The sequence below is a fragment of the Klebsiella sp. WP3-W18-ESBL-02 genome, assembly GCF_014168815.1.
In the GTDB taxonomy this organism is placed as follows: domain Bacteria; phylum Pseudomonadota; class Gammaproteobacteria; order Enterobacterales; family Enterobacteriaceae; genus Kluyvera; species Kluyvera ascorbata_B.
This window is the reverse complement of sequence record NZ_AP021972.1, coordinates 4,170,016-4,195,665: the sequence shown is the minus strand read 5'-3', so window position 1 is coordinate 4,195,665 and position 25,650 is coordinate 4,170,016. Positions and strand designations below refer to the sequence as shown.

The following is a 25,650-nucleotide window of genomic DNA, read 5'->3' as shown; positions in this document are numbered from 1 at the left end:
CAGAGAGGATCAGGCAACCTGAACCGGAATCGCTTTGGCGGTACGTTTCATTTCGTTGTCGCCTTCAAAGTAGGCGACGTTCGGACGCCAGGTGCGTGCTTCTTCGTCAGACATGGTGACAAAGCTAGCGATAATCACAATATCGCCCACGTCGGCGTTATGCGCTGCCGCGCCGTTAACAGAGATGATTTTAGAGCCGCGCTCCGCCGCAATGGCGTAGGTGGAAAAACGTTTACCGTTGTTCACGTTCCAGATATCAATGGCTTCGTTTTCCAGGATACCGGCAGCGTCAAGGAAGTCCTGGTCGATGGCGCAGGAGCCTTCGTAGTGCAGGTCGGCATGCGTCACTTTCACGCGGTGGAGTTTGCCCTGCAGCATAGTGCGAGTCATAGCGTCTACCTTTAATTCTTAGCGGAAACAAAGCAGTTCACGACTGCCTTGAGGAATTTCGCAGGCAGTATTGCCCGATTTTTGTTGGGTGTCTACACATCTGGTGTTGTTTCTTCATACAGTTTGCGTAATGCCTGGCAGAAAGGTTTGCAACGATTGCAACATCGGCGGGTCGCGATACTCGAACTGCTGCAAAAGCACATTCGGCAGCGAGATTTAATGGGGTTGCTGGAGCTGCTGGTAACGCTTTTGCGCGCGGAGTACACTACCGACAGCCAGCTAGTCACGCTGCTAAACTATATGCTGCAAAGCGGTACGACACATCAACCAACCGTATTTTTCAGGGAGCTGACGAACAGGATGCCTAAGGAGAAAACGATGCAGACGCTCGCACAATGGCTTGAAGAGCAGGGGATGCAAAAGGGCGTGCGCGAAGGCTAATCAGAAGAACGCCGTATTATTGCCCGCCGTTTGCTGAAAAAGGGGATGGCGCACGAGGACGTCGCGCTGATGACAACGTTATCGCTCGTTGAGGTTGAGCAGCTAATTGACTGGCGCTAACCCGGGTCAGCGCCAGTGCAGGCCGCTTAGCTTAGCTCAACAATTTTGTTATCGATAAGCCGCGCCTGGCCCAGCCACGCGGCCATCAGGATCACCGCGCGTTTGCTGCTGTCGGTCAGGTCGAGCAGGGTGTCGGCATCGCGAATCTGGATATCATCGGCGCGGAAGCCTTTTTCGTTCAGCTCCTGCTCGGCGATAGCAATCATCTCGCCCTGGTCACGTTCACCGGCTTTCAGCTTCTCGGCTACGCGGCTCAATACCTTGTACAGACCCGGCGCAATTTTCCGCTGCTCCGCGGTCAGGTAACCGTTGCGTGAGCTCAGCGCCAGACCATCTTTGGCGCGGATGATCGGCACGCCGACGATCTCAATGTCGTAGCCGAGATCGGCCACCATTTTGCGAATCAGCGCCAGCTGCTGGAAGTCTTTCTCACCAAAGCAGGCGAGATCCGGCTGGATCAGGTTGAACAGTTTGCTGACGATGGTCGACACGCCGCGGAAATGGCCCGGGCGGCTGGCGCCTTCCAGCATGGTGGAGAGACCGGGGACATCAACAAAGGTCTGGCCTTCCAGGCCCTGCGGGTAAATTTCTTTTTCTGACGGGGCAAACACGAAGTCGACTTTGCGCTTATTCAGCTTTTCGCAGTCATCCTGCAGGGTGCGTGGATAGCGGGCTAAATCTTCCGGGCGGTCGAACTGCATTGGGTTAACGAAAATACTCACCACCACCACATCGGCACGGGCTTTGGCCTCGTCAACCAGCGTCATATGACCGTCGTGCAGGTTGCCCATGGTCGGGACCAACGCGACGCGTTTGCCTTCCTGACGCAGACGGCGAATGTGCTGACGTAGCAGCGGCAGGGTTTCAATAATTAACACAACAAGACTCCTTAAGTTCTGAGGGTCTGTAGTTTGTAGGCCTGATAAGCGTAGCGCCATCAGGCGTTTTGCCGGATGGCGACGCAAAGCGTCTTATCCGGCCTACATTCTACAACCGCACGCGTAGCGCCGCCTGATGGCGCTACGCTTATCAGGCCTACGTGTGCAGCTGTAGGCCGGAGAAGGTGCGTGGCGCCGTCATCCGGCGTAATGGCGTGCAGGCAGATAAATTAATGGAAACTGTGTTCTTCACCCGGATAAACACCGGACTCCACTTCGGCAATATACTGCCGTACTGCGGCACGCATGTCGCCCGCTTCGGTAAGGAAATTTTTGGCAAACTTTGGAATGTGGCCGCCGGTAATACCAAAGGCGTCGTGCATCACCAGGATCTGCCCGTCGGTGACGTTACCTGCGCCAATCCCGATAACCGGAATCGACAACGCCTCCGTCACGCGTTTTGCCAGCGCAACCGGCACGCACTCCAGCACCAGCAGCTGTATGCCCGCGGCTTCCAGCGCCAGCGCGTCATCCAGCAGTACCTGCCCGGCGTCGCCGCGTCCCTGCACTTTGTAGCCGCCGAACACGTTCACCGACTGCGGGGTTAACCCCAGATGCCCGCAGACCGGCACCGCGCGCTCGGCCAGCATTTTGACGGTATCGGCAAGCCATGCGCTGCCTTCAATTTTGATCATATTGGCGCCGGCACGCATGACCGTAGCGGCATTTTCGAAGGTTTGCTCTGGCGTGGCGTAAGCCATAAACGGCAGGTCAGACAGCAGCAGGCAGTTCGGCGCGCCGCGACGGACGGCGCGGGTGTGGTAAGCGATATCTTCAACGGTCACAGGCAGGGTGGAATCATGACCCTGAACGGTCATCCCCAGGGAGTCGCCAACCAGCATCACGTTAATGCCTTCGTCAGCGAACAGTTTGGCAAAACTGTAGTCGTAGGCGGTGATGGTGGCGAAGCGTTTCTTTTCCTGTTTGCATTTCTGCAGCAAGGCGATGGTGGTTGGTTTCATCATAACCCCTGTTGGTCATAAATTGTATGAATGCAATGCGCGCATTGTAGGGGAAGAGAGGACGGAACGTTAGCCCTTTGTGGGCATATCCATCCTGATGGCGCTTTCGGGCGTCATCAGGGATAGTCGAGCGTAAAAATACCGTTGGCTTTAAAGTTACCTGAGCCAATTTTCTGATTGCCGTCGCGTTTGAGCGTGGCCAGAAAGTTGAGCGTCAGCGACTGGTTTTTCCCGTTTTCGCTGGTGCCGTAGATATTGTCGTCGCCTGACGTATCGCGCTGCTCGCTATAGACTGAGGTGGTGTCGTTAGGCAGCAGTACCATCTGCGGGCTATAGCCGTTGGCGACGCCGCTAATCTCCACGCCGACGCCGGTGGCCTGGTTCATGGTCAGAATGTTGCCGAGCATCGTGCGGTTGCTGGCGGGCGTAGTGGTGGTCAGCGTGACGTTAATATTGCGCAGGCCGCGGCAGCCGGCGAGATTAATGGCAAACGGCACCGCGGCGGCGCCGCGAATAATCTGGTTTGGGCTGTAGCTGCCCAGGTTTACAGTGGTGCCGTTGACGCTGCTGCCGCTGGCAACCGGCTGCGTGGTGCAGGTCGGCTCGCTGGCGCTAACGGCGCTGACATCAATTGTGACGTTTTGATAATAACTTTTGATACCGCTGCCGGGGTTTTCGTTCCAGATGCGCACGTGATAGTCGCCATTTTTCAGCAGGCTAATCTTCGAACTGACCGGCGTATAGGTTTGGTCGGTATAGAAGGTGATGGCCGCGTAGAACCCAAGCCCGCCGAGGCTGTTGTATTGCATACCGCCGCTGCTGGTGTCGGAACAGATGTGGCCGTTATCTTTTACCGTAATCACGTTGTGCATGATCCCGTCCACGACGGGCAGCGTTGAGGCGGTCACGCTGAGGGCATAAGCGCTGAACGATCGCAACGTGAGCGAGAAGTAGAGGCCGGTAATATTGGTTTTGAATAACGCCGCGCCGCCGTAGCTGCCGGCGGGCACCAGCCCGGACTCGACGGATAAGCGGTTGCTGGTGGCCGCGCCCGTCGAGGTACAGTACAGGCGGTCTTTGCCGCTGGACGAGCCGTGGGAGCCGTTCCAGTTGATGGTGACGTTGGCGGGGGCCAGCGTGTCGCTGCGGCTGAAGTAGACGGTTCGCCCGCTGGGGTAAGAGAGCGCGTTCGTACCGTCGCCAACCGGCCCGCCGTCCGAAGCGTAGGCGGTGCCGCCCAGCACGAACGTTTGCGTCGCGGCCTGCGCGCTGGCAGAGAACAGCAGCATTATGAGTGCCGCGCGTAAAGCGGCCATCAGGCGGTGGTAAAACGGTACGCCAGGGCTCCTTCCCATTGTTATATCCTTGCTTGTCCACGATAACGCTATTATCCGTAATAGCTTTCTCTTCCCTCAGTAGTGGGCTTGAGATTTTTCTTATCATGACACAACAAGGTTCGCGGCGTTCGAGCACTTTGTCGCTAAATATGTCTCCTGTGTATTTTTGTAATGCAGGTGAGCGGGGGAGATACTGCATTGAACATGTCCCCCGGCGGCAGGCCGCCGGGGGAGGTCATCAGGGGTAATCAAGGGTAAAGATAGCGTTTGCCTTAAAGTTACCAGCGCCGATTTTCTGATTGCTGTCGCGCTTAAGCGTGGCCAGGAAGTTCAGAGTATGGGTTTGCACCTTGCCGTTTTCACTGCTGCCGTAGATATTGTCATCGCTGGAGGTGTCGCGCTGGTCGTTATACACCGAGCTACTCTCGTTCGGAATGATCAGCGTTTCCGTGCTGTAGCTATTGGCCGCGCCGCGAATTTCCAGCCCCACGCCGGTGGCGTGGTTAAGGGTGAGAATATTGCCGAGCAGGGTGGTATCGGTTGCCATGGTGGTGGACGCGAGCGTGACGTTAATATTGCGCAGCCCCTTACAGCCCGCCAGCTTGATGGAGAACGGCACGGCGGTTGCGCCGTTAATAATGTCGTTTGGACTGTAGCTGCCTAAATTAACGGTGGTTCCGCTGACGCTGCTGCCGCTGGCGACCGGTTGGGTGGTACAGGTAGGTTCAGCAACCGTCACCGAGCTGATATCGAAGGTCACATTATCGTAATGACTTTTAATGCCTGCGCCGGGGTTTTCGTTCCAGATACGGATATGATAATCGCCAGTTTTTAATGGTGTAATTGTGGAGCTGCCAGGGGTATAAGTTTGATCGGTATAAAATGTAAAAGCTGCATAAAAACCTAGCCCTGCTAATGTTTTATAATTGATCTCGCCAGTCGTATTTGTGGTCTGACAAAGCTGGTTGCTGTTGGTATCTTCAAGTGGAAGCACCTGATGCATTATGCCGTTCTGGATCGTAATGCTAGGGACACTCGAATGCACCATGCTATTGGAGCTAAACGAACGGATCGCTAATGAAAAATATAAACCGGTAATATTGGTCTTAAATATATCGACCCCGCCATAATTTCCCGCAGATATTAGCCCTGATTCTATAGATAAGGGATTGCCTGTTCCAACAGATGCTTGGGTACACCAGAGGCTATTTGTCTTACTTGATGATGAGCCATGGTTACCGTTCCAGTTGATAACAACATTAGCCGGGGTAAGCGTTGATGTTCGGCTAAAGTAAACCGTGCGGCCACTGGGATAAGTGAATGTACTGCTACCATCGGCTGAGGGGCCTGACATATCTGTAGTTAGGGCGTAGTTTCCCAAAACAAACGTTTGAGTGGCATTAGCGTTAACAGAAGTAAAGAGGGTTGCCGCCATGAGCGTTATTAATGCTTTGCGAATCATTATTTTCCACTTTTTGTTAATATTATAATGATATTGCTGAGACGATTTTTCCACAGTCGTTACTCCTTTTAATGGCCAATAACGCCTTTTATTCATAATAAACCGACACCAGCACGCTGGACTTTACCGGGCCGCTGACGATGGACTGGCCGGACTGTATTTTCTGCATCCGGGCGTAAAACGAATAGCGGCTGTCTGCGTAGCTGGCGGCGGTAACGTCGTAGCGGCTGCGCGGCGTCCCGTCGGTGTTCATCACGTTGTAAACGTTATTGGCGTCGTTAACCGAGAAAATCACCACTCCCACGTTTTTTGCACCGTCGGCTTCGTCGTTGGCGAAAATTTGCGTTGAGCCCACGGCGAAGCTGCCGGACAGCGGCGAAAAATGGACGGTGAGCGTTGAGGGCGTTTTACCGCTAACCGGCATACAGTCTTTGACGTGTACGTAGAAGGTGCTGCCGCCTTTATAGAGATCTTCAGCGGTGATGCCGCTGGCAAAATAGTCGATGCCCCAGGTGCCGAGGCTGACCAGCCCGTTATTGTCGACCGAGACCTGACAGGTGGTGTTGACGATGTTGGCTTTGATTTCGACGTCGGTATCGGCCTGGCTCAGCGGGGACAGAAGCAAGAGGCCAACCGCCGCTGCGCCGCACAATAGTTTGCTCATCGCACGTTACTCATAGGTAATGGTAAACAGGCCCTGGGTCGAAAACGAGCCGGTGTGTAAATCAGCAATCATGCTGCCCGAGGCCAGCACGATGCGGGCGCTGAGCGGCCAGACGACGGTGGTGGTATCGCTGGCTTCGGCGAGATCGATTAACTGCTGTGCCGGGCTGGCGCAGCGCAGCTGCTTGCTGCCGCTGGCTTCAGGCGTGGCGCCCGTCCAGATTTCCGCTGACACGCCAGCGGCGTCATCGCTGCCGCTCAGCGCGTTGCGAAAACCGTTACCGCCGCCGGAGGCGCCGTCGCAGCCGGTTTTGGCCGTCAGCGTGACGGTCGCCTGCTTTTTGGCAAGCCCAATGCAGTCGCTGAACACCAGCGAAAAGGGGCGCGATTTGCTCTTATTGACGATCTGAGGAATATAGACGTCGCCCATATCTACAGTCGTATTCGCCGTGCCGCTATCGTCGTGCAGGGTAGCCAGGCAGGTTGAGGGCGTAATGGTGGTGGAAACCGTTAACTCCAGCGAGTTAGAGCCCGCAAAGCCTGGCGCCGCGTTCAGAAGCAGCACCAGCGCGGTACACGGCAGTAACAGATATCGCATCAATGCAGCCCTCGGTTATTCATAGGTAAACGTAAAGAGCGCCTTGGCCTGAAAGTCGCCTGGCGTTGGGGTCAGCGAGGAGCTGGAGCGGCGGAAAAAAGCGTTCAGCTCCATACCGTTGGCTATCTGGCTGGCGCTCCAGTCGATTTTTTGCGTGCCGTCGATCTTAAAGCGGCTGCCCTCATCGCTGCCGTTCGGTTTAAAGCCCAGCCCAACGTTTTCGGCGTTGCCGCTGGTGAGCGTGTTTTTCAGCATAAAAAGGGTATTTGCCAGAGCGACGCCGCGTATGGTCATCGTCAGCGAGGTGATCTCGTTATTGCACTCCTTCGGCAGCAATTTAAAGCTGGCCTCGGTGCTGGCGGTGGTGCTGAGCAGCTCGGCAATCCCGAAGTTTGGAATGGTGAGATCGTATTGCGTTCCGCTGCCGCTGACCGAGGCATTATTGAGGCTGACGACGCTCATGACGCAGGTGGTCTCTTCAATCACCGCGGTGAAATCCAGGCTTAACCCCTGGGTCGTGGCGAAGCCCGGCGGCGCCAGCAGCGCGGCGGCGAGCGTCAGCGAGCGGATTACGCGGTAAGTTCTCATCCTTGATCCTCGCAATTTATTGCATTTGGCAGGGCACGGCGCCCAGGACGATGGTTTTACCCATCTGCTTGTCGTTGCCCGACGCCACCTGGTAGCGCGCGCGGCAGCGCTGCGTTTGATTCTGCTTACTCCAGCGCACTTCAAGTTCGCCGCTTTCGCCGATGCCGCGTACGAAGGCCTGGCTACCCTGGCCTACCGTGCCCAGCAGGTTGTTGCTGAGATCGTACACTTCGGCGGTGAACGGCACCGGCTGGCGGTCGCTGCGCACCAGGTTGAGAATGGCGGATTTCCCCTGGTCGGTTTCGAATTTGCTGACCACCACCGCGCCGCGTCTGGGGATCACGGTGGCGCTGGTGCTCTTCATTTCGACGTCGTTATCCAGATCGTTGACATCAAGTGAGACGATATTTTCCCGGTACGGGGTTAATGAACTGCCAATACCGTAACCAAAGCGGTCAACGGTGCTGTTGCCGTAGTCGATACGTGCGCCCTGCGCGCCAGGGGCGTCGATCACCACCAGAGTATCGCTGTCGCCAAAGCTCTGATTACTGAAGGTTAAGCCGCCGCTATGCAGCACAAAGCCGCCGTCGGTATTTAATGAATACTGACGCGAACTGTCGTTGCTGGCCGACGCCGAGGCGGCGACATTGCCGTAACTGGAGTCGTAGCTGACGTAGGAACTGACGGTGGAGAGGTCTTTGCCCTCTTTTTCCATGTTGTACGCGGTGCTGACGCTATAGCTCCAGCGGTTGTCGGCGCTGTAGCCGCTGGCGCTGGTATTAAACTGGTTGCTGCCGTCGAAATCGCTGCTGACGCTGCTGTTCAGCGTACGGAAGCCGCCGCTGTCGCGGTCTGTGCCCAGCAGTTTATCCAGCGGAATGGTCACGCTGAGGTAGACTGAATCGTCGCGATTGTCGTCTTCGTCGTAGGTACGCTGCAGGTTGATGCTGTAGCTGGCCCAGCCGATGCTGTTGCTGTAGCCGGCGGAGAAGCTGCTGCGCGAATCATTGGTCACCCAGTAGTCGGCCCAGCTGCCGGTGAGGTACAGCGAACCGTAGTTGATATCCTCATCCTTCAGGCTCTGGTTGAGGCTGATGGTGAACTGGTTTTTCATTCGCGAGTAGTCGTTCATGCCGCGAGCGTTGTCGCCGCTGCTGTGTTCGGCATCGTCAATAATGCTCAGCGCGTCGCTCAGCCCCAGATAATCTTTGGTGGAATAGCGATAGGCGGCAATGTTCAGCGATGTGTCCGTCGGGGCGAAGAACTTGTTCCAGGAAATACGGTAGCTTTGGCCACGGTAGGTTTTGTCATCGGGGATCTCCGCCTGCGATTGCGTCACGTCAAAGGAGATGGCGCCGACGAGGGTGTTCATCCCAACGCCCAGCAGCCCGGCAAAATAGCCGTTGTCGGTGGCCTGAATGCCGCTAAAGCCGGTGAAGGTGCTGTTGAGGCCGTAGTAGAAGGTGCCCTGCGCGAGGCCCGGCTCGTCATGCAGGCTGTCGTCGTTGACCTGGCCGATGCTGATATCCCAGCTGCCGACGCCGGGGTGCATCATTTGTACCAGCGACGAGAAGGCCTGGCTAAAGCTGTGCTTCGAGCCGTCGGCTTCGGTAATGGTGACCTCAAGGTCCGCGCCGTAGCCGGACGGCGAAAGGTCGTCGATCGAAAACGGCCCCGGCGGCACCGTGGTTTCGTAGATTTTGTAGCCGTTCTGCGTGATGGTCACTTTAGCGTTGCTTTTGGCGACGCCGCGAATCGTTGGCGCATAGCTGGCGAGCTGCGGCGGCAGCATCTGCGATTCGCTGTACAGGCGTACGCCGCGCAGGCTGACGGTATCAAAGCTTTCGCCGCTGGTGCTGGCTTCACCGATCACCAGTTGAGAACGCAGCGCGGCAATATCCCGCTGAACGTAGCGGTTCTGGTATTCAATATCGCTGCTGCCGTCTTTTTGCCACGAGTAGTTACCCTGTGCGCGAAAGTGCCATGCGCCAAGGTTGATGCCGCCGTTAAAGCCTGCGTATACGCTGTCTTCGTCACCGTAGTCGTTCTGGCTTTTCCAGGCGCTGACGTTGTAAGACAGCATCGCGGCCGGAACGCCGTCATCCCATAGCGATGGATCGACATAGTTCGCGAAGCCTTTTTGCACCCATATTTGCGGTACGCCTACGTCCAGCCGCTGGTCGCCGCCGTCGAAGTTGAGCGTAGACTGAGGGATCGCCAGCGCGAGGTTAAGACAGCTGTCCGCGCTGTCTTCCCGGGCTAACAGCAGCGCATTGTCGGGCAGGTCATCGGGCATGCGGATATGCAGCAGGCTTAATATTTTTGGCGTTATACAGGCCTGTGTTTTACCTTTTGCGGTTTCAATAAATTCGACTTTTAGCGTGGTCACCAGATCGTTATTGACGTAGCCGTTCACTTCGTAGACGCCGGGGGAGATCGCGTTACCGTTGGAATAACGGCTGAGATCGACCTGGCTGGCGCCCGGCCCCATTAAAAACGAGCTGTCATATTCTAGCGTTTCATTTTCGGCCCGCGCAGAAAGACTGCCGGACAGGAGGGTAAAGGCAATAAAACGAGTCAGGAATGTTATCCTGAATTGTATTGACCGCTGTTTCATTGGCGCATCCGAAGTATTAAATAAAAGCGTTAAATATCCACCTTGCCATTAATGGCGCCGCCAAAATCGCTGATTGCGACATAGCTAATGCTGGTTTTGGCTGGCGTACCGGTTAACCCTGAAATAGTGAAATCAGATTCGCCTTTGGGGGCGACCATTGAGGCTGAAACGGTATATTTTCGCCCGCCGACCATGGCCTCCACTTTATTAAAGGATACGAAATAACCAGTGGGGTTAGTGACATGAACGACCGGCTTTCCGGATTTTTGCTGCATCCGCCACTGTAATTTCTGCGGGGCTTCTGCGGCGGTGCCGTCCAGACCTTCGGGGCGATAAAACAGCTTGATGCGCGTCCGGAACGCTAACTGAAGAATGTTTTTTTCTTTAACGTCGTCGTCTTTCATTTTGGGCGGCACTTCCAGCACGTTAAACCAATAGATGCTTTCGCGATCTTTGGGCAACGAGCGGCTGCCGGTGTAGGTAAATTTGACGGTTTGCCCGCGGCCCGGCTCGATACGGGAAACCGGCGGCGTGGCGTTAAAAGGAACGTTGATTGTGCTCGGGTCGGCATTCTGGTTACCGTCGTCCAGCCAGCTTTGTACCAATGCGGGGCGGGAACCTTTATTTTCCAGACGGATAGAAATATCTTTCTGCGCTTCTTTATAAATAACGCGCGTGCCGGACAGAACGATATCCGCCATCGCTGAAGGTATGACTGAACAGGCAGCAACGGCAGAAAGAGTGAAATAAAGAGAACGACGCATCCTGGTCATTATGATTCCTCCATGGAGATGATTCAGGGGGAATATTGCGCGTTTAAGCGCACGCTATTCCCCCTCTTAGGTATTAACGATTAGTTATAGGTCAAGGTATACGCGGTGTTGGACTTCACGTAGCCCGCCTTGACTGGCACCGCGCCGGACTGCTTGACGTAAGAAACGACGAAGTTGAATTTCGCCACGCCGTCGGCGCCGAAGTCGCTATCATGGATATCGGCAGCATCGTTGATTTTGACCTGTTTGTAGGCCAGCGCCGCGCCGGAACCGTCGACCTGGTGGATTGCCAGATTCACGCCGGCTGCCGGGCTGCTGATGGAGTCATCGTTATTCAGCGTACCGTTACTGTTGCTGAAGAAGGTGGACGCCATGCTCAGGTGAGCTTTGGTGTTGGTATTCGTTGAACCGCAGTCTACGGTAATGTAGAACGACTCTGGCTGTACGCCAACGGCGCCAAGCTGGACGCCCAGATCGGCCTGAATAGCACCTACTTGCGCGGTATTCAGCTGAACCTGACCGTCCTGGCTGCCGCCGTTAACGTGTGGAACACAGGTGTTATCGCTGACCAGACCGGCGAAATCAACCTGGCCGCCGTCAATGGCAAATGCCGAGGTGGAGGCTGCAGACAGAACGAGAGACAGTGCAATTAACTTTAATTTCATTTAGAAATATCCTTGTTAAAAAAATAAATATTACGTCAAGCCGGCGCAATTATAGAGAATACCCTCGCTGTATAAAAATAACTCACATGGATATTTCCTTCGCTTCTTATTTATTTTGTTAATATATTATGTTTGTGTTAGGTCTAATTATGTTATTTAAGTGTGATGCTTGTTTAATGTAAGGCTGTTTTTTATGTAAATACTGTATTTTGTACAGTATCTTTATTGTTTTATTTGTGAGGTGAGTTTTTTTTACTCACTATTATATGATTTAAGTATGTTTTATTTTTATTGAGTTTGATAATCACATTTCATTTTTTACTATTATAAAAAATGAAATGTGGCTGAAGTTGAACTTAAAAGTTTGAGCGTTCGCCATCCCTTCGCTCATCAATCGCCGTACTTTAAAAAGGAGCTACTTCACGGCGTAAAATAGCCCCTTGAAAGGGCTTAATTAATCGTAAACCAGGGTATATGCGGTATTGGACTTCACGTAGCCCGCCTTGATCTGCACTGCGGTCGACTGCTTGACATAAGAAACCACGAAGTTAAATTTCGCCACGCCGTCAGCACCAAATTTTTGTTTGTGGACGTCGCTGGTGTTGTTGATTTTAACCTGCTTGTAAGCCAGTGCTGCGCCGGAGCTGTCAACCTCATGAATCGCCAGGTTCACGCCAGCCGCCGGGCTGGAGATGGAATCATCGTTATTCAGCGTACCGTTGCTGTTGCTGAAGAACGTAGAGGCCATGCTCAGGTTGGCATTTGCGTTGGTGTTGGCTGAACCGCAGTCGACGGTGATGTAGAATGATTCCGGCTGTACGCCGGCAGCGCCAAGCTGGACGCCACTATCGGCCTGGATATCTGCCACTTTGGCGGTGTTCAACTGAACCTGGCCATCCTGGCTGCCACCGTTAACGCGTGGGATGCAGGTATTGTCGCTGACCAGACCGGCAAAATCGATCTGGCCGCCGTCGAGGGCGAATGCAGAAGAGGAGAGCAGTGCGGCAGAGAGCGCGACCGACAGCGCGATGATGTTTTTCTTCACAACGAATATCCTTATATAGAGTGGTAATAGATGAATTAAAAATGTAACAAAATGTTATGTTAATTCACGGCTATTAAACCTGATATCGTGCTGGGTTGTAAAATTTACTATATAAATATAAAAATTTTATTCATTGTAATTAAATATGTTATTTTGTTTTTTTATCCCTCAGATAAAGAGATTTTGTCTATGATATTCTTGTTGTCGATCATTTGTTTTGAAAAATACGTGGTAATCTGATGATTTGAGACGATAATTTACGTCGCATATAAATGTTTTGCTGAATAAAATAAGAAAGTGATATGAAAAAACATTCGAGAAAAGTGAGCTTATTGAAAGGTTTTTCTATGATGTATTTTTTATATTGATAAATACAATGCGTTTAGAATTATTGAATAATGAATTTATAAAATATTACGCGAAAAGATGGCGAGCAGTGTTCATTATGTAAATTAAACATTAATAGTATTATTTAATATCACATTAAATGTCTTTTTTGTGATTGCCTGTTATTAGCCTGTGCCTGGCTGGCATGCCAGGAACGCAGCGCGCGCTTACCTGTATGTTTGAATCATTGCAGAGAGAATAATCGGTATGCGGTCTACCAGCTGTCGGGACAGGGCGGGAGCTGGCGCAGGCATTCTGCCAGCGAGCGTCCGTCGTCGGGGAAATGCAGCTCAGGGGCAATTTCAAACAGCGGCCACAGCATAAAACCCCGGTTTTTCATGTCGTAATGGGGGACGGTCAGGCGCTCGGTACGGATGACCTCATCACCGAACAGCATAATATCGAGATCCAGCGTGCGCGGCCCCCAACGCTCGGCTTTGCGCACGCGCCCCTGCTGCAGCTCAATACGTTGAGTATGATCCAGCAGTGCTTCGGCGGCGAGAGTGGTTTCCAGCGCTACGGTGGCGTTCAGATAATCAGGCTGATCCTGCGGGCCTAATGGCGGTGTGCGGTAATACGAGGAGACCGCCACGATACGGCTGTCGGGGATGTTGCCGATCGCTTGCACGGCAGCATTAACCTGCTCCAGCGGAGAGGCTAAATTACTGCCGAGCGCAATATAAGCGAGGGTCATGAAGAGCCTTCACGACGCGGCGCGCGTTTACGCGGGCGGCGATGGCGACGGCGAGCGTCAGGCTCATCGCCCAGATCGTTGAGCATCTCTTTCTGTGCCGGCGGCGCAACCACCTGAAACTCGCTCCACCACTGGGACAGACGCTGTAATTCGCCGTTGTGTTCAGCTTCGGCACGCAGCGCCAGCAGATCGTAGGCCGCGCGGAATTTCGGGTGCTCCATGAGCTTCCACGCGCGCTTGCCCTGACGGCGCGACATGCGCAGCTGCAGCTGCCAGATATCCCGCACCAGGGTGGTAATACGTTTCGGTATGGCCAGCGAACGGCAGGCTTCGTCCAGCACTTCATTCATGGCCAGCGCAAAGGCGTCGTAGTAGGCCAGCCCGCTCTCCTGGGCAATTTTCTGTGCCATTTCGAGCAGCGGATACCAGAACATCGCGGCGAACAAGAACGCCGGGTTAACGCGCATATCGTTGTGAATACGGTTATCGGTGTTCTTCAGCACCTGCGCGATGATGCGCTCCATCGGGCTATCGCCATCTTCGGTGAAGTAGCGGGTGATGGTCGGGAACAGCGGCTGGAACAGGTTGTATTCGCACAGCAGCTTGTAGGTGTCGTAACCATAGCCCGCCTGTAACAGCTTCAGCGCTTCTTCAAACAGGCGCGCCGGCGGCACGTCGTTCATCAGGGTGGCCAGCCGCGGAATCGGCTCGGCGGTTTCCGGGCTGATGCGCATACTCAGCTTCGCGGCAAAGCGTACGGCGCGCAGCATACGCACCGGGTCTTCGCGGTAGCGGGTTTCCGGATCGCCGATCAGGCGAATCACGCCGTCGCTGAGATCCTGCATGCCGCCAACGTAATCGCGTACGGTAAAGTCGGCAACGCTGTAATAAAGGCTGTTGATGGTAAAGTCGCGGCGCTGGGCGTCTTCTTCGATGGAACCGAAGATATTGTCGCGCAGCAGCATACCGTTTTGACCGCGCTGCGAGGTGGCGCGATCGGACTGACCATCTTCATGATGCCCGCGGAAAGTCGCGACTTCGATGATTTCCGGGCCGAACATGACGTGGGCCAGGCGGAAGCGACGGCCAACCAGGCGGCAGTTGCGGAACAGTTTACGTACCTGCTCGGGCGTGGCGCTGGTGGTGACGTCAAAATCTTTGGGTTTTTTGCCTAACAGCAGGTCGCGGACGCCGCCGCCGACGAGGTAAGCCTCGTAGCCTGCTTTATTCAGACGATAAAGAACCTTGAGGGCGTTCTCGCTGATATCTTTGCGGGAAATAGCGTGCTGCTCGCGCGGAATGACAGTCATAGCAGGTTTCACGATGGCGTTTTCAGCCTCGCTCTCCTCACGGCTTAGCACCTTGCGGCAAAAATTAGCGACTCGGGTAAAAATGGTGCACCTCGGTAATATCAGAATCCAGGACAAAAAAATAGCGGCTAATCATAGCTCAGCATGACGCGTTTGAGAATGGCGGATTGATCTTCGCCGTCTCAGGTACTGACGTTAGCGACCACTGAGCGACCGCATTTTGCAATAAATCGGCCGTGCTAAAATCCTGCCACTGGTCAGTTACCGGCTGGCCTAAAAAACGCAGCGCCGCAATGAGTATCGGGCGCGGGTCGCCGGTAGGTAAAGCAGGTGCATGATTTTGCTTCGAAAGTTTAGCACCTTCTTCATTCAATGCCAGCGGCAGGTGAATGTAGTCCGGTACGGGCCAGCCAAACTGCTGGTACAGGGAAATCTGCCTGACGGTCGGTGCGATAAGGTCTGCGCCGCGCACAATCTCGGTGACGCCCTGGAAATGGTCATCCACCACCACCGCGAGATTATAGGCAAATAACCCATCACGGCGATGAATAATAAAATCTTCCCGCGCCAGACGTTCATCGGCGGTCAGGCGACCGCGCAGTAAATCGGTAAATGCCATCACCGGATGGGACTGACGCAGGCGCAGCGCAGCGTTTTGCGGGCCGTTGTGTCGGTCACGGCAGTAGCCGTCATAGGTGCCGCCAATCTGCTGAATTCGCGCGCGCGTGCAGGTGCAGTAGTAGCACAGGTTCTGGTTTTTCAGCCACGCCAGCGCTTCTCGGTAGGCGTCGTGGCGCTGCGATTGCCACAGCACGTCGCCGTCCCAGTGCAGGCCGTAATGTTCCAGTTGATGCAAAATGGTGGTTGCAGCACCGGGAACTTCACGAGGGGGATCGATATCTTCGATGCGCACTCGCCAGATGCCCTGCTGAGCGCGAGCCTGGAGGTAGCTGCCTAACGCGGCAATTAACGAGCCGAAATGCAGCTCACCGGAAGGAGAGGGGGCAAATCGCCCGATGTAAGATTGTGATGACATGTTGATAGCAATAAAAACAACAAGGCGGGAAATGACTCCCGCCTTGAAAATAGAGTGTGAGCTTTCTGTTAGCCTGCCATCTGCTTTTCGCGGATTTCTGCCAGCGTTTTGCAGTCAATGCACAGGTCTGCCGTTGGACGCGCTTCCAGACGACGAATGCCAATTTCCACACCGCAAGATTCGCAGTAGCCGAAATCTTCGTCTTCCACTTTCTTCAACGTCTTCTCGATCTTTTTGATCAGCTTGCGTTCACGGTCGCGGTTACGCAGCTCGAGGCTGAACTCTTCTTCCTGCGCGGCACGGTCAACCGGATCCGGGAAGTTTGCAGCTTCGTCCTGCATGTGTGTAACGGTGCGATCGACTTCATCCCTAAGTTGATTACGCCATGCTTCAAGAATACGCCTGAAGTGCGCCAGCTGGGCTTCGTTCATATACTCTTCGCCTGGCTTCTCTTGGTATGGCTCCACCCCAGCGATGGCGAGAATACTCAGGGACGATGTTTTACGGTTTTGCCCTTCTTGCATGTTGCTTCTCCTTAACACGCACTATCGATCCCCGTGTTCGGGGGAAAAATCAGGCCGCTATAAATAGCAGATGCTTTTCCGGATGGCAATTATCTAAACGTAACACTTGACAATGCTGTGAGGAAAAGCGTATTTGCGCCGCAGCCCGAACACTTTCTACTCAACTTCTTCACCCCGCGATAACGAGACGGGTAACGGCGATATCAGAGTCATATTATCGGCAGAAAGTTCCGCCTTATAAGCTAAAACTTCCACCCCCTGTTTCTGTGCTTCTTGTAACAACTCTGCGTATTTAGCATCAATATGGTGCGCTGGAGAGAAATATTCAATGGCTGAGTGCAATATTGCAAACAGCAAAACGGCGCGTTCACCGCCCGCCACAACGCTCATCAGCTCGCGTAGATGCTTTTGTCCGCGCACGGTGACGGCGTCAGGAAAATAGCCGAATTCATTTTCTGCAAGTGTGACTGACTTCACTTCAATATAGCAGGTAGGACGATCATCTGCCTGTAACATGATGTCTATTCGACTGCCTTCCTCACCATATTTCACTTCGCTTTTCAGCGTGTTGTAACCGGTAAGTTCAGGAATACGTCCGGATAAAATAGCGTCTTTTGCTAAGCTATTTGCCCGTAACGTATTTACACAAATAAAATCCCCTTTTTGTGTCTGGGTTAATTCCCAGCTGTGGGGATATTTGCGCTTAGTATTTTCTGACGTGGAATACCAAACGGTATCGCCGGGCGTCGCGCAGCCGGTCATTGCGCCGGTATTGGCGCAATGAAGCGTAAAGGTTTCGCCTGCTGGGGTAACGACGTCAGCGAGAAAACGTTTATAGCGTTTGATCAGCGTGGCGGACTTAAGCGGGGGGATAAACTGCATCAGGTTTCCTTAATTATTCGCTGAGCGTCCAGCGCTGCAAAGGCGTGTAGCGGGTGCGGTGACCGACGACGCGTGATTCGTAGAGCACAAACTCGGTGACCGGAATCTCCCAGTGAAAGCCGGGGGGCGGAATGGGGACCGCCTGCGCGGCGTGGCGCAGCAGCGTCAGGTGCGGGTGGAACGGCTGCGGGCTCTGATAGCAGCCGCTGCGTGCGGCCTGGGCGCGCAGCATATTCGCCAGCTGCAGCAGCCCGCGCGGCGGCTGACGCGTACCGAGCCACACCACTCGCGAGCGCAGCCACTGCCCGGCATCGTCCAGATGCAGCGTAAAACCCGGCTGACGAATGCGTCCGGCCATGGCCGCCAGCGCCCGCTGTTTTTCCGCGCTGACCTCGCCGAGAAACGCCAGCGTCATATGCATATTGGCGGCGACGACCGGCACGCCCGCATCGGCGGGGAAACGCTCGGCGCGCCATTGCACCAGCTGTTTCTGGATCTTCGGCGGGATAGCAATGGCGAAAAACAGCCTTTTTGACTCAGACATGGTGGGTACTCGGTTATGAATTGTGGCGATGCTACAATGTACGCCGTTTAATGTTAACCCTCTGGAGCTATTCGTGTCCTTGTTGCCGGTCGCCAGCGTCCTTCCTGAACTCCTTCATGCCTTACGCCATGCCCCGCAGGTGCTGTTAAATGCGCCAACGGGCGCGGGTAAATCGACCTGGCTGCCGCTGCAAATTTTGCGCGATGGCGGTATCGACGGGCGCATTCTGCTGCTGGAGCCGCGTCGCCTGGCGGCGCGCAACGTTGCGCAGCGGCTGGCTGAACTGTTGAATGAAAAACCAGGCGAAACGGTCGGCTATCGGATGCGTGCGGAAACCTGCGTCGGGCCGAATACCCGGCTCGAAGTGGTGACCGAAGGGATCCTGACGCGCATGATCCAGCACGATCCCGAACTGTCCGGCGTGGGGCTGGTGATCCTTGATGAATTCCACGAGCGCAGTCTGCAGGCGGATTTGGCGCTGGCGCTGCTGCTCGACGTTCAGCAGGGGCTGCGTGACGATCTCAAACTGCTGATTATGTCGGCAACGCTGGACAACGAGCGGCTTCAACGCCTGCTGGCGGAGGCACCGACGATTGTGTCTGAAGGCCGGGCCTACCCGGTCGAGCGCCGTTACCAGTCGCTGCCCGCACAGCTGCGTTTTGACGAGGCCGTGGCGATAGCGACTGCCGAGCTGCTGCGCAACGAGAGCGGTTCGCTGCTGCTGTTTTTGCCCGGCGTCGGTGAAATTCAACGGGTGCAGGAGCACCTGACTGAGCGGGTGGCTGATGATGTACTGCTGTGTCCTTTATACGGTGTGCTGCCGCTAAACGCGCAGCGGCAGGCGATTTTGCCCGCCCCACCGGGAAAACGAAAAGTGGTGCTGGCGACCAATATCGCCGAAACCAGCTTGACGATAGAAGGCATTCGTCTGGTGGTGGACAGCGCTCAGGAACGCGTGGCGCGCTTTGATGCGCGTACGGGGCTAACGCGACTGGTGACTCAGCGCGTCAGCCAGGCGTCAATGACCCAGCGTGCAGGCCGCGCGGGGCGTTTGGCGCCCGGGGTCTGCGTGCATCTGCTGGCGAAAGAACAGGCTGAACGCGCCAGCGCGCAGAGCGACGCGGAAATCTTGCAAAGCGATCTTTCCGCACTGTTGCTGGATGTGTTGCAGTGGGGCTGCGCCGATCCGTCGCAGCTTCGCTGGCTGGATATGCCACCGGCGGCAAACCTGGCGGCGGCGCGCCGTCTGCTAACGCAGCTGCAGGCGCTGGACGGTGAACGCCTGACGGCAAAAGGGCAGAAGATGGCGGCGCTCGGCAACGATCCGCGACTGGCGGCCATGCTGGTGGCCGCAGAGAGTGACGATGAGGTGGCGACGGCAGCCCGGCTGGCGGCGATTCTCGAAGAACCGCCGCGCGGTGCCAGCAGCGACCTGCTACTGGCGTTTTCCCGCCCGCAGGGGAACTGGCAGCAGCGCAGCCAGCAGCTGTGCAAGCGCCTGAACCGCCGCGCCGGGCAGGCCGACGTTGATGCCGTTGCGCCGCTGCTGGCGCAGGGCTTTCCCGATCGTATCGCGCGTCGACGCGGGCTGGAGGGGCGCTACCAGCTGGCAAACGGTATGGGGGCGATGCTCAACGCCGACGACGCGTTAGGCCGTCACGAGTGGCTGATTGCGCCGCTGCTGCTACAGGGGAATGCCTCGCCGGACGCGCGTATTTTGCAAGCCTGCGCGGTGGAGATTTACGGGCTGGTCAGCCGCTGTCCGGTGTTGTTACACCAATCTGACACCATTGAATGGGATGATGCGCAGGGGACGCTAAAAGCGCTGCGCCGCAGCCAGATAGGCCAGTTGACGCTCAGCGTGCGGCCACTGGCGAAGCCGTCCGAAAACGAATTACACCAGGCGATGCTCACCGGTATTCGTGAGAAGGGGTTAAGCGTGCTGAACTGGACGAACGAAGCGGAACAGCTACGCTTGCGGTTACGGTGCGCGGCGCGCTGGCTGCCGGAGGATGACTGGCCTGCGGTGGATGATGCCTCGTTGCTGGCCGCGCTGGAAAGCTGGCTGCTGCCGCATATGAGCGGCGTGCATTCGCTACGCAGCCTGAAATCGCTCGATCTGCGCCAGGCGCTGCTCGATTGGTTGCCCTGGTCATTACGACAACGTCTGGATAGTCAGCTGCCAACTCATTACACTGTGCCGACGGGAAGTCGTATTGCGATTCGCTACGACGAAGATAACCCACCGGCGCTGGCCGTGCGGATGCAGGAGATGTTTGGTGAAGCCCGTACGCCCACTATCGCGGAAGGCCGCGTGGCGCTGGTGCTTGAGCTGCTGTCACCGGCGCAGCGGCCGCTGCAAATCACGCGCGATTTAAGCGCGTTCTGGCAGGGGGCATACCGCGAGGTGCAAAAAGAGATGAAAGGGCGTTATCCGAAGCACGTCTGGCCGGATGACCCGGCGAATACCGCTCCAACGCGGCGGACGAAGAAGTATTCCGCCTGATGGCGCTACGCTTATCAGGCCTACCGAGGCACATGCTTTCGTAGGCCGGATAAGGCAACGCCGCCATCCGGCAAAACTGCGGTTGAAAATTGAGAGATATCTTCTTCTGTCTTGTGACGGAAGAACAGAAAATCAGGCCTTTATGCCTGAATGTTGCGGAGAGAAAGCATGGCGGGGAATGACCGCGAGCCGATTGGACGTAAAGGCAAGCCAGCGCGTCCGGCAAAGCAAAAGGTAGACCGTCGACAGCTCAGAGATGATGAGTATGACGACGATTATGATGATGGCTACGATGAAGAAAAGCCGCGCTCGCGTAAAGGCGGCAAGGGGAAAAAACCGCGCGGTAAACACCGCTGGTTCTGGTTCCTGGTTAAGCTCGGTATCGTCTTCGCGGTACTGATTGCCATTTACGGCGTCTATCTGGATCAAAAAATCCGTAGCCGTATTGACGGTAAAGTCTGGCAGCTGCCAGCGGCGGTGTATGGTCGCATGGTTAGCCTCGAGCCGGATATGGCCATCAGCAAGAATGAGATGATTCAGCTGCTGACGGCGACCCAGTATCGTCAGGTGTCGGCGATGACGCGCCCCGGTGAGTTCACCGTACAGGCGAACAGCATCGAGATGATCCGCCGTCCGTTCGACTTCCCGGACAGCAAAGAAGGGCAGGTGCGTGCGCGTCTGACCTTTGACGGCGCGCGTCTGGACAGCATCGAAAACATGGATAATAACCGCCAGTTTGGTTATTTCCGTCTCGATCCGCGGCTGATTACCATGATGTCCTCGCCGAACGGCGAGCAGCGTCTGTTTGTCCCGCGTAGTGGCTTCCCGGATCTGTTGATCGATACGCTGATTGCTACTGAGGACCGCCACTTCTACGAGCACGACGGTATCAGCTTCTATTCTATGGGGCGCGCGGTGCTGGCGAACCTGACCGCCGGGCGTACGGTACAGGGGGCCAGTACGCTGACTCAGCAGTTGGTGAAAAACCTGTTCCTGTCCAGCGAACGTTCCTATTGGCGTAAGGCGAACGAAGCCTACATGGCGCTGATTATGGACGCGCGTTACAGCAAGGACCGTATTCTTGAGCTGTATATGAATGAGGTGTACCTCGGTCAGAGCGGCGACAATGAAATACGCGGTTTTCCGCTGGCGAGCCTTTACTACTTCGGCCGACCGGTGGAAGAGCTGAGTCTCGATCAGCAGGCGCTGCTGGTCGGCATGGTGAAAGGGGCGTCGATTTACAACCCATGGCGTAACCCGAAAGTGGCGCTGGAGCGTCGAAACCTGGTCCTGCGTCTGCTGCAGCAGCAGAACGTGATTGACCAGGAGCTGTACGATATGCTGAGCGCCCGTCCGCTGGGCGTGCAGCCGCGCGGCGGGGTGATTTCACCGCAGCCGGCCTTTATGCAGATGGTGCGTCAGGAACTGCAGGCTAAGCTGGGCGATAAGGTAAAAGATCTCTCTGGCGTGAAGATCTTCACCACCTTTGACTCCGTAGCCCAGGATGCGGCCGAAAAAGCGGCAACGGAAGGCATCCCGGTGCTGAAGAAACAGCGTAAGCTCAGCGATCTGGAAACGGCGATGGTCGTCGTTGACCGCTTCAGCGGTGAAGTGCGCGCGATGGTTGGCGGGGCTGAGCCGCAGTTTGCCGGCTATAACCGTGCGATGCAGGCGCGTCGTTCGATCGGCTCTCTGGCGAAACCGGCGACCTACCTGACCGCGCTGAGCCAGCCGAATCAGTATCGTCTGAATACCTGGATTGCCGATGCGCCGATCGCGCTGCGCCAGCCGAACGGCCAGGTGTGGTCGCCGCAGAACGATGATCGCCGCTACAGCGGTCAGGTGATGCTGGTAGATGCGCTGACCCGCTCAATGAACGTGCCTACCGTTAACCTCGGTATGGCGCTGGGCCTGCCGGCGGTCACCGACACGTGGCTGAAGCTGGGCGCGCCGAAAGATCAGCTGAACGCCGTGCCGGCGATGCTGCTGGGCGCTCTGAACCTGACGCCGATTGAAGTGGCGCAGGCGTTCCAGACCATTGCCAGCGGCGGCAACCGCGCGCCGCTGTCGGCGCTGCGTTCCGTGATTGCGGAAGATGGCACCGTGCTGTATCAGAGCTTCCCGCAGGCCGAACGTGCCGTACCGGCGCAGGCCGCGTACCTGACGCTGTGGACCATGCAGCAGGTTGTGCAGCGCGGCACCGGTCGTCAACTGGGGGCAAAATACCCGAACCTGCATCTGGCAGGGAAAACCGGTACCACTAACAACAACGTTGATACCTGGTTTGCCGGTATCGATGGCCGTGAAGTGGTGATTACCTGGGTAGGGCGCGACAACAACCAGCCGACCAAGCTGTACGGTGCCAGCGGCGCGATGTCTATCTATCAACGCTATCTGGCCAGCCAGTCGCCGATCGCGCTGGAGCTGACGCCGCCGGAAGACGTGGTCAATATGGGCGTTGACGACGGCGGTAACTTTATCTGCGGCGGTGGCGGTACGCGTATGCTGCCGGTGTGGACGACCGATCCCGATGCGCTCTGCCAGCAGAGCCAGCAGCAGATTGAGCAGCAGCAGTCGGCGAACCCGTTTGACTCTTCGACTTCTCAGCCGCAGCAGCAGCAACAGCCTGCTCAGCAGCAGGAGAAGAAAGACAGCGACGGCGTGGCGGGATGGATTAAGGATATGTTCGGCGGTAACTAATACTGTAAATCACGTCATCGCCGATTGAGGCCCAAAGAAGCCCCTGTTAATAACCGGGGCTTCTTTATTTCCAGTTTTTTTCTTTTTTTTAACCTCATTATTTCATCTGTTTATTTCTTAACCCCTTAATTCTGGTAGGGACTTATATCACTTGCTATGGGTCCGCTGCCTGTCCTATCATGTCTTGGTTATAATAATAATTCTCGTTTACGTTATCATTCACTTCATCAGAGATATACCAATGGCGCGTCTTAAAACTGCTCAGCCAAACCTCTCGCTGCGTAAACTCGCGGTCGTAGTAGCCACAGCGGTTAGCGGCATGTCTGTATACGCACAGGCAGCAGAACAACCGAAAGAAGAAACCATCACCGTTACCGCCGCACCGGCTGCGCAAGAAAGCGCCTGGGGCCCGGCACCGACCATCGCGGCAAAACGTTCCGCGACGGCGACGAAAACGGATACGCCAATTGAGAAAACGCCGCAGTCAGTGTCGGTGATTACCCGTCAGGAGCTGGATATGCGCCAGCCGACGACCGTCAAAGATGCGATGGCCTACACGCCGAGCGTTTTCTCTACTCGCGGTAGCTCTTCTACCTATGACGTGGTTTCGATTCGCGGCTTTACCGCGCCGACCACCGTTAACACCAACCAGTATCTGGATGGCATGAAACTGCAGGGCAATAACTACTCTGAAGTTTCCATGGACCCGTATTTCCTGGAACGCGTTGAAGTGATGCGCGGGCCAACTTCCGTGCTGTATGGCAACAGCAACCCGGGCGGCATCGTCAGCATGGTCAGCAAGCGTCCGACCACCGAGCCGCTGCGTGAAATTCAGTTCAAAATGGGTACCGATAATCTCTGGCAGACCGGTTTCGACTTCAGCGACGCGATCGATGATGCGGGCGTGTGGTCCTATCGTCTGACCGGCTTAGGCCGCAGCCAGAATACCCAGCAGGATATGGCCAAATCTAATCGCTACGCGATTGCGCCGTCCTTCAGCTGGCGCCCGGATGACAAAACCGATTTCACCTTCCTGAGCAATTTCCAGAGTGACCCGAACGCGGGCTACTATGGCTGGCTGCCGCGCGAAGGCACGGTTGTGCCGTACATTGATGCCAACGGTAACGCGCACAAGCTGCCGACCGACTTCAACGAAGGTGAGAAAAACAACAAGATGCAGCGCCGTCAGCAGATGGTGGGCTACAACTTCTCTCACGAATTCAACGATACCTTCACCGTGCGCCAGAACCTGCGCTATGACCAGGTCAAAACGCTGTACCGTTCTGTCTACGGTTATGGCTACAGCGCGCCGGGCAAAATCAACCGTCAGTACGTACGTTCTGATGAAGATATGAATGCCTTCACCGTCGATACTCAGCTGCAGTCCAACTTTGCCACCGGCGAGGTTGATCATGTGCTGCTGACCGGCGTTGACTACTCGCGTATGCGTAATGACGTTGACGCGCAGTATGGTTCCGCCAGCTCGCTGGATATGAACAATCCGCAGTATGGTAATGCGAACGTCGCGGTTAACTTCCCCTATGCGGTGCTTAACCGTATGGAGCAGACCGGCCTGTATGCGCAGGATCAGATGGAATGGGATAAATGGGTGCTGACGCTGGGCGGCCGCTATGACTATGCGACCACCTCAACGCTGACGCGTTCTTCCAATTCTCTGGCGCAGAATCACGACCAGCAGTTCACCTGGCGTGGCGGCATTAACTACCTGTTCGATAACGGTATCTCTCCGTACTTCAGCTACAGCGAATCTTTCGAACCGACCTCTGGCTCCACCAAAGAAGGTAAACCGTTCGATCCGTCGCGCGGTAAGCAGTATGAAGCGGGCGTGAAATACGTACCGAAAGATATGCCGGTGGTTCTGGCCGCCGCGGTGTACCAGCTGACGAAGAACAAAAACCTGACCTCCGATCCGAACGATTCTACCGGCCTGTACAGCGTGCAGACGGGTGAAATTCGCTCCCGCGGTATCGAGCTGGAAGCGAAAGCGGCGGTTAACGAGAACATCAACGTAACGGCTGCCTACAGCTACAATGATGCGGAATACACTGAAGACACAATCTTCAAGGGCAAGCGCCCGGCGGAAGTACCGCGTAATCAGGCGTCTCTGTGGACCGACTACACCTTCTACGATACGGCCCTGAGCGGTCTGACCTTCGGCGCAGGCGTGCGTTACACCGGTTCTACCGTGAGCTACTACAAAAACGACGCGGCGAAGAAAAACGAAGCGTTTAGCGTAGCCGGTTACGCGGTGGCTGATGCGATGGTGAAATACGACCTTGGCCGCTTCGGCTTACCGGGATCGTCCGTCGCGGTTAACGTGAATAACCTGTTCGATCGTGACTACGTTTCCAGCTGCTATAGCGAATATGCATGCTACTGGGGCGCAGAACGTCAGGTTGTTGCAACCGCAACGTTCCGTTTCTAACCACCTCCAGGGCGCGGGCTTT

The 25,650-nt window shown here is 55.6% G+C and carries 22 protein-coding genes; 4 read left to right on the top strand and 18 right to left on the bottom strand.

All coding sequences use genetic code 11. The features are described 5' to 3' along the window. Nucleotides 1-9: 9 nt before the first annotated feature. On the bottom strand, nt 10-390 hold the full coding sequence (gene panD / locus H7R56_RS20305; RefSeq protein ID WP_106925487.1) for an aspartate 1-decarboxylase: 381 nt from the start codon (nt 388-390) through the stop codon (nt 10-12). Nucleotides 391-546: 156 nt separating this feature from the next. Between panD and H7R56_RS20300 the strand changes: the two genes are divergently transcribed. Next, entirely contained in the window at nt 547-831 is a 285-nt protein-coding gene (locus tag H7R56_RS20300) for an Rpn family recombination-promoting nuclease/putative transposase (RefSeq protein ID WP_182928385.1), read from the top strand. Between the two features lie 146 nt (nt 832-977). On the opposite strand, the gene panC is transcribed toward H7R56_RS20300, so the two are convergent. From panC to thpR, 17 genes are all read right to left on the bottom strand, one after another. Continuing rightward, on the bottom strand, nt 978-1,829 hold the full coding sequence (panC, locus tag H7R56_RS20295; protein ID WP_106925489.1) for a pantoate--beta-alanine ligase: 852 nt from the start codon (nt 1,827-1,829) through the stop codon (nt 978-980). A gap of 230 nt (nt 1,830-2,059) precedes the next feature. Continuing rightward, entirely contained in the window at nt 2,060-2,851 is a 792-nt protein-coding gene (panB, locus tag H7R56_RS20290; RefSeq protein ID WP_182928701.1) for a 3-methyl-2-oxobutanoate hydroxymethyltransferase, read from the bottom strand. 116 nt (nt 2,852-2,967) lie between these two features. Beyond that, nucleotides 2,968-4,206 (bottom strand): fimbrial protein, encoded by a 1,239-nt coding sequence (locus H7R56_RS20285; RefSeq protein ID WP_106925493.1) that lies wholly within the window; start codon nt 4,204-4,206, stop codon nt 2,968-2,970. 220 nt (nt 4,207-4,426) lie between these two features. Continuing rightward, nucleotides 4,427-5,704 carry a fimbrial protein gene (locus H7R56_RS20280; protein WP_181357976.1) on the bottom strand — a complete coding sequence of 426 codons (1,278 nt, stop codon included), beginning with the start codon at nt 5,702-5,704 and terminating at the stop codon, nt 4,427-4,429. 34 nt (nt 5,705-5,738) lie between these two features. Continuing rightward, nucleotides 5,739-6,314: a fimbrial-like protein gene (locus H7R56_RS20275; protein ID WP_106925497.1), complete on the bottom strand. Its 576-nt coding sequence runs from the start codon at nt 6,312-6,314 to the stop codon at nt 5,739-5,741. A 6-nt stretch (nt 6,315-6,320) separates the two neighbouring features. Beyond that, nucleotides 6,321-6,911, bottom strand: coding sequence for a fimbrial protein (locus tag H7R56_RS20270; protein ID WP_223878920.1), 591 nt, complete (start codon nt 6,909-6,911; stop codon nt 6,321-6,323). Between the two features lie 15 nt (nt 6,912-6,926). Then, nucleotides 6,927-7,499: a fimbrial protein gene (locus H7R56_RS20265; RefSeq protein WP_106925501.1), complete on the bottom strand. Its 573-nt coding sequence runs from the start codon at nt 7,497-7,499 to the stop codon at nt 6,927-6,929. A 16-nt stretch (nt 7,500-7,515) separates the two neighbouring features. After that, nucleotides 7,516-10,116, bottom strand: coding sequence for an outer membrane usher protein (locus H7R56_RS20260; RefSeq protein WP_182928384.1), 2,601 nt, complete (start codon nt 10,114-10,116; stop codon nt 7,516-7,518). A 29-nt stretch (nt 10,117-10,145) separates the two neighbouring features. Then, nucleotides 10,146-10,889: a fimbrial chaperone gene (locus H7R56_RS20255; RefSeq protein WP_106925505.1), complete on the bottom strand. Its 744-nt coding sequence runs from the start codon at nt 10,887-10,889 to the stop codon at nt 10,146-10,148. 80 nt (nt 10,890-10,969) lie between these two features. Next, nucleotides 10,970-11,554, bottom strand: coding sequence for a fimbrial protein (locus tag H7R56_RS20250; protein ID WP_106925507.1), 585 nt, complete (start codon nt 11,552-11,554; stop codon nt 10,970-10,972). Between the two features lie 454 nt (nt 11,555-12,008). Beyond that, nucleotides 12,009-12,599: a fimbrial protein gene (locus H7R56_RS20245; RefSeq protein ID WP_106925509.1), complete on the bottom strand. Its 591-nt coding sequence runs from the start codon at nt 12,597-12,599 to the stop codon at nt 12,009-12,011. Nucleotides 12,600-13,200: 601 nt separating this feature from the next. Beyond that, nucleotides 13,201-13,680 (bottom strand): 2-amino-4-hydroxy-6-hydroxymethyldihydropteridine diphosphokinase, encoded by a 480-nt coding sequence (folK, locus tag H7R56_RS20240; protein WP_106925511.1) that lies wholly within the window; start codon nt 13,678-13,680, stop codon nt 13,201-13,203. Then, nucleotides 13,677-15,074: a polynucleotide adenylyltransferase PcnB gene (pcnB, locus tag H7R56_RS20235; RefSeq protein WP_106925643.1), complete on the bottom strand. Its 1,398-nt coding sequence runs from the start codon at nt 15,072-15,074 to the stop codon at nt 13,677-13,679. The genes folK and pcnB overlap by 4 nt, the downstream gene beginning before the upstream one ends. Nucleotides 15,075-15,129: 55 nt before the next feature. Further along, on the bottom strand, nt 15,130-16,026 hold the full coding sequence (gluQRS, locus tag H7R56_RS20230) for a tRNA glutamyl-Q(34) synthetase GluQRS (RefSeq protein WP_106925513.1): 897 nt from the start codon (nt 16,024-16,026) through the stop codon (nt 15,130-15,132). Nucleotides 16,027-16,094: 68 nt separating this feature from the next. Continuing rightward, entirely contained in the window at nt 16,095-16,550 is a 456-nt protein-coding gene (gene dksA, locus H7R56_RS20225) for an RNA polymerase-binding protein DksA (protein ID WP_001155227.1), read from the bottom strand. A gap of 156 nt (nt 16,551-16,706) precedes the next feature. Beyond that, complete coding sequence (gene sfsA / locus H7R56_RS20220) at nt 16,707-17,432, bottom strand: DNA/RNA nuclease SfsA (RefSeq protein ID WP_106925515.1); 726 nt, start codon at nt 17,430-17,432, stop codon at nt 16,707-16,709. 13 nt (nt 17,433-17,445) lie between these two features. Next, a complete protein-coding gene (thpR, locus tag H7R56_RS20215) occupies nt 17,446-17,976 on the bottom strand; it encodes an RNA 2',3'-cyclic phosphodiesterase (RefSeq protein ID WP_106925517.1) in 531 nt (176 codons plus the stop codon). Between the two features lie 73 nt (nt 17,977-18,049). Here thpR and hrpB point away from each other — a divergent pair, with 73 nt between their 5' ends. The 3 genes from hrpB to fhuA all read left to right on the top strand — a co-directional run bounded on the left by hrpB (nt 18,050) and on the right by fhuA (nt 25,628). After that, a complete protein-coding gene (gene hrpB / locus H7R56_RS20210) occupies nt 18,050-20,482 on the top strand; it encodes an ATP-dependent helicase HrpB (protein WP_106925519.1) in 2,433 nt (810 codons plus the stop codon). A gap of 168 nt (nt 20,483-20,650) precedes the next feature. Beyond that, the gene (gene mrcB, locus H7R56_RS20205) at nt 20,651-23,182 is read left to right on the top strand and encodes a bifunctional glycosyl transferase/transpeptidase (RefSeq protein ID WP_106925521.1); all 2,532 of its coding nucleotides are present in this window, start codon (nt 20,651-20,653) and stop codon (nt 23,180-23,182) included. 241 nt (nt 23,183-23,423) lie between these two features. Then, complete coding sequence (gene fhuA / locus H7R56_RS20200) at nt 23,424-25,628, top strand: ferrichrome porin FhuA (protein WP_182928383.1); 2,205 nt, start codon at nt 23,424-23,426, stop codon at nt 25,626-25,628. The last annotated feature ends 22 nt before the right edge of the window (nt 25,629-25,650 follow it).

What these genes read in the sequence shown, in the direction of transcription:
- H7R56_RS20275 (WP_106925497.1), bottom strand. Translation starts at nt 6,314, where the DNA reads ATGAGCAAACTATTGTGCGGCGCAGCGGCGGTTGGCCTCTTGCTTCTG.
- H7R56_RS20250 (WP_106925507.1), bottom strand. Translation starts at nt 11,554, where the DNA reads ATGAAATTAAAGTTAATTGCACTGTCTCTCGTTCTGTCTGCAGCCTCC.
- H7R56_RS20260 (WP_182928384.1), bottom strand. Translation starts at nt 10,116, where the DNA reads ATGAAACAGCGGTCAATACAATTCAGGATAACATTCCTGACTCGTTTT.
- H7R56_RS20270 (WP_223878920.1), bottom strand. Translation starts at nt 6,911, where the DNA reads ATGCGATATCTGTTACTGCCGTGTACCGCGCTGGTGCTGCTTCTGAAC.
- sfsA (WP_106925515.1), bottom strand. Translation starts at nt 17,432, where the DNA reads ATGCAGTTTATCCCCCCGCTTAAGTCCGCCACGCTGATCAAACGCTAT.
- gluQRS (WP_106925513.1), bottom strand. Translation starts at nt 16,026, where the DNA reads ATGTCATCACAATCTTACATCGGGCGATTTGCCCCCTCTCCTTCCGGT.
- mrcB (WP_106925521.1), top strand. Translation starts at nt 20,651, where the DNA reads ATGGCGGGGAATGACCGCGAGCCGATTGGACGTAAAGGCAAGCCAGCG.
- thpR (WP_106925517.1), bottom strand. Translation starts at nt 17,976, where the DNA reads ATGTCTGAGTCAAAAAGGCTGTTTTTCGCCATTGCTATCCCGCCGAAG.
- panB (WP_182928701.1), bottom strand. Translation starts at nt 2,851, where the DNA reads ATGAAACCAACCACCATCGCCTTGCTGCAGAAATGCAAACAGGAAAAG.
- H7R56_RS20255 (WP_106925505.1), bottom strand. Translation starts at nt 10,889, where the DNA reads ATGACCAGGATGCGTCGTTCTCTTTATTTCACTCTTTCTGCCGTTGCT.
- H7R56_RS20285 (WP_106925493.1), bottom strand. Translation starts at nt 4,206, where the DNA reads ATGGGAAGGAGCCCTGGCGTACCGTTTTACCACCGCCTGATGGCCGCT.
- fhuA (WP_182928383.1), top strand. Translation starts at nt 23,424, where the DNA reads ATGGCGCGTCTTAAAACTGCTCAGCCAAACCTCTCGCTGCGTAAACTC.
- H7R56_RS20265 (WP_106925501.1), bottom strand. Translation starts at nt 7,499, where the DNA reads ATGAGAACTTACCGCGTAATCCGCTCGCTGACGCTCGCCGCCGCGCTG.
- folK (WP_106925511.1), bottom strand. Translation starts at nt 13,680, where the DNA reads ATGACCCTCGCTTATATTGCGCTCGGCAGTAATTTAGCCTCTCCGCTG.
- dksA (WP_001155227.1), bottom strand. Translation starts at nt 16,550, where the DNA reads ATGCAAGAAGGGCAAAACCGTAAAACATCGTCCCTGAGTATTCTCGCC.
- panD (WP_106925487.1), bottom strand. Translation starts at nt 390, where the DNA reads ATGACTCGCACTATGCTGCAGGGCAAACTCCACCGCGTGAAAGTGACG.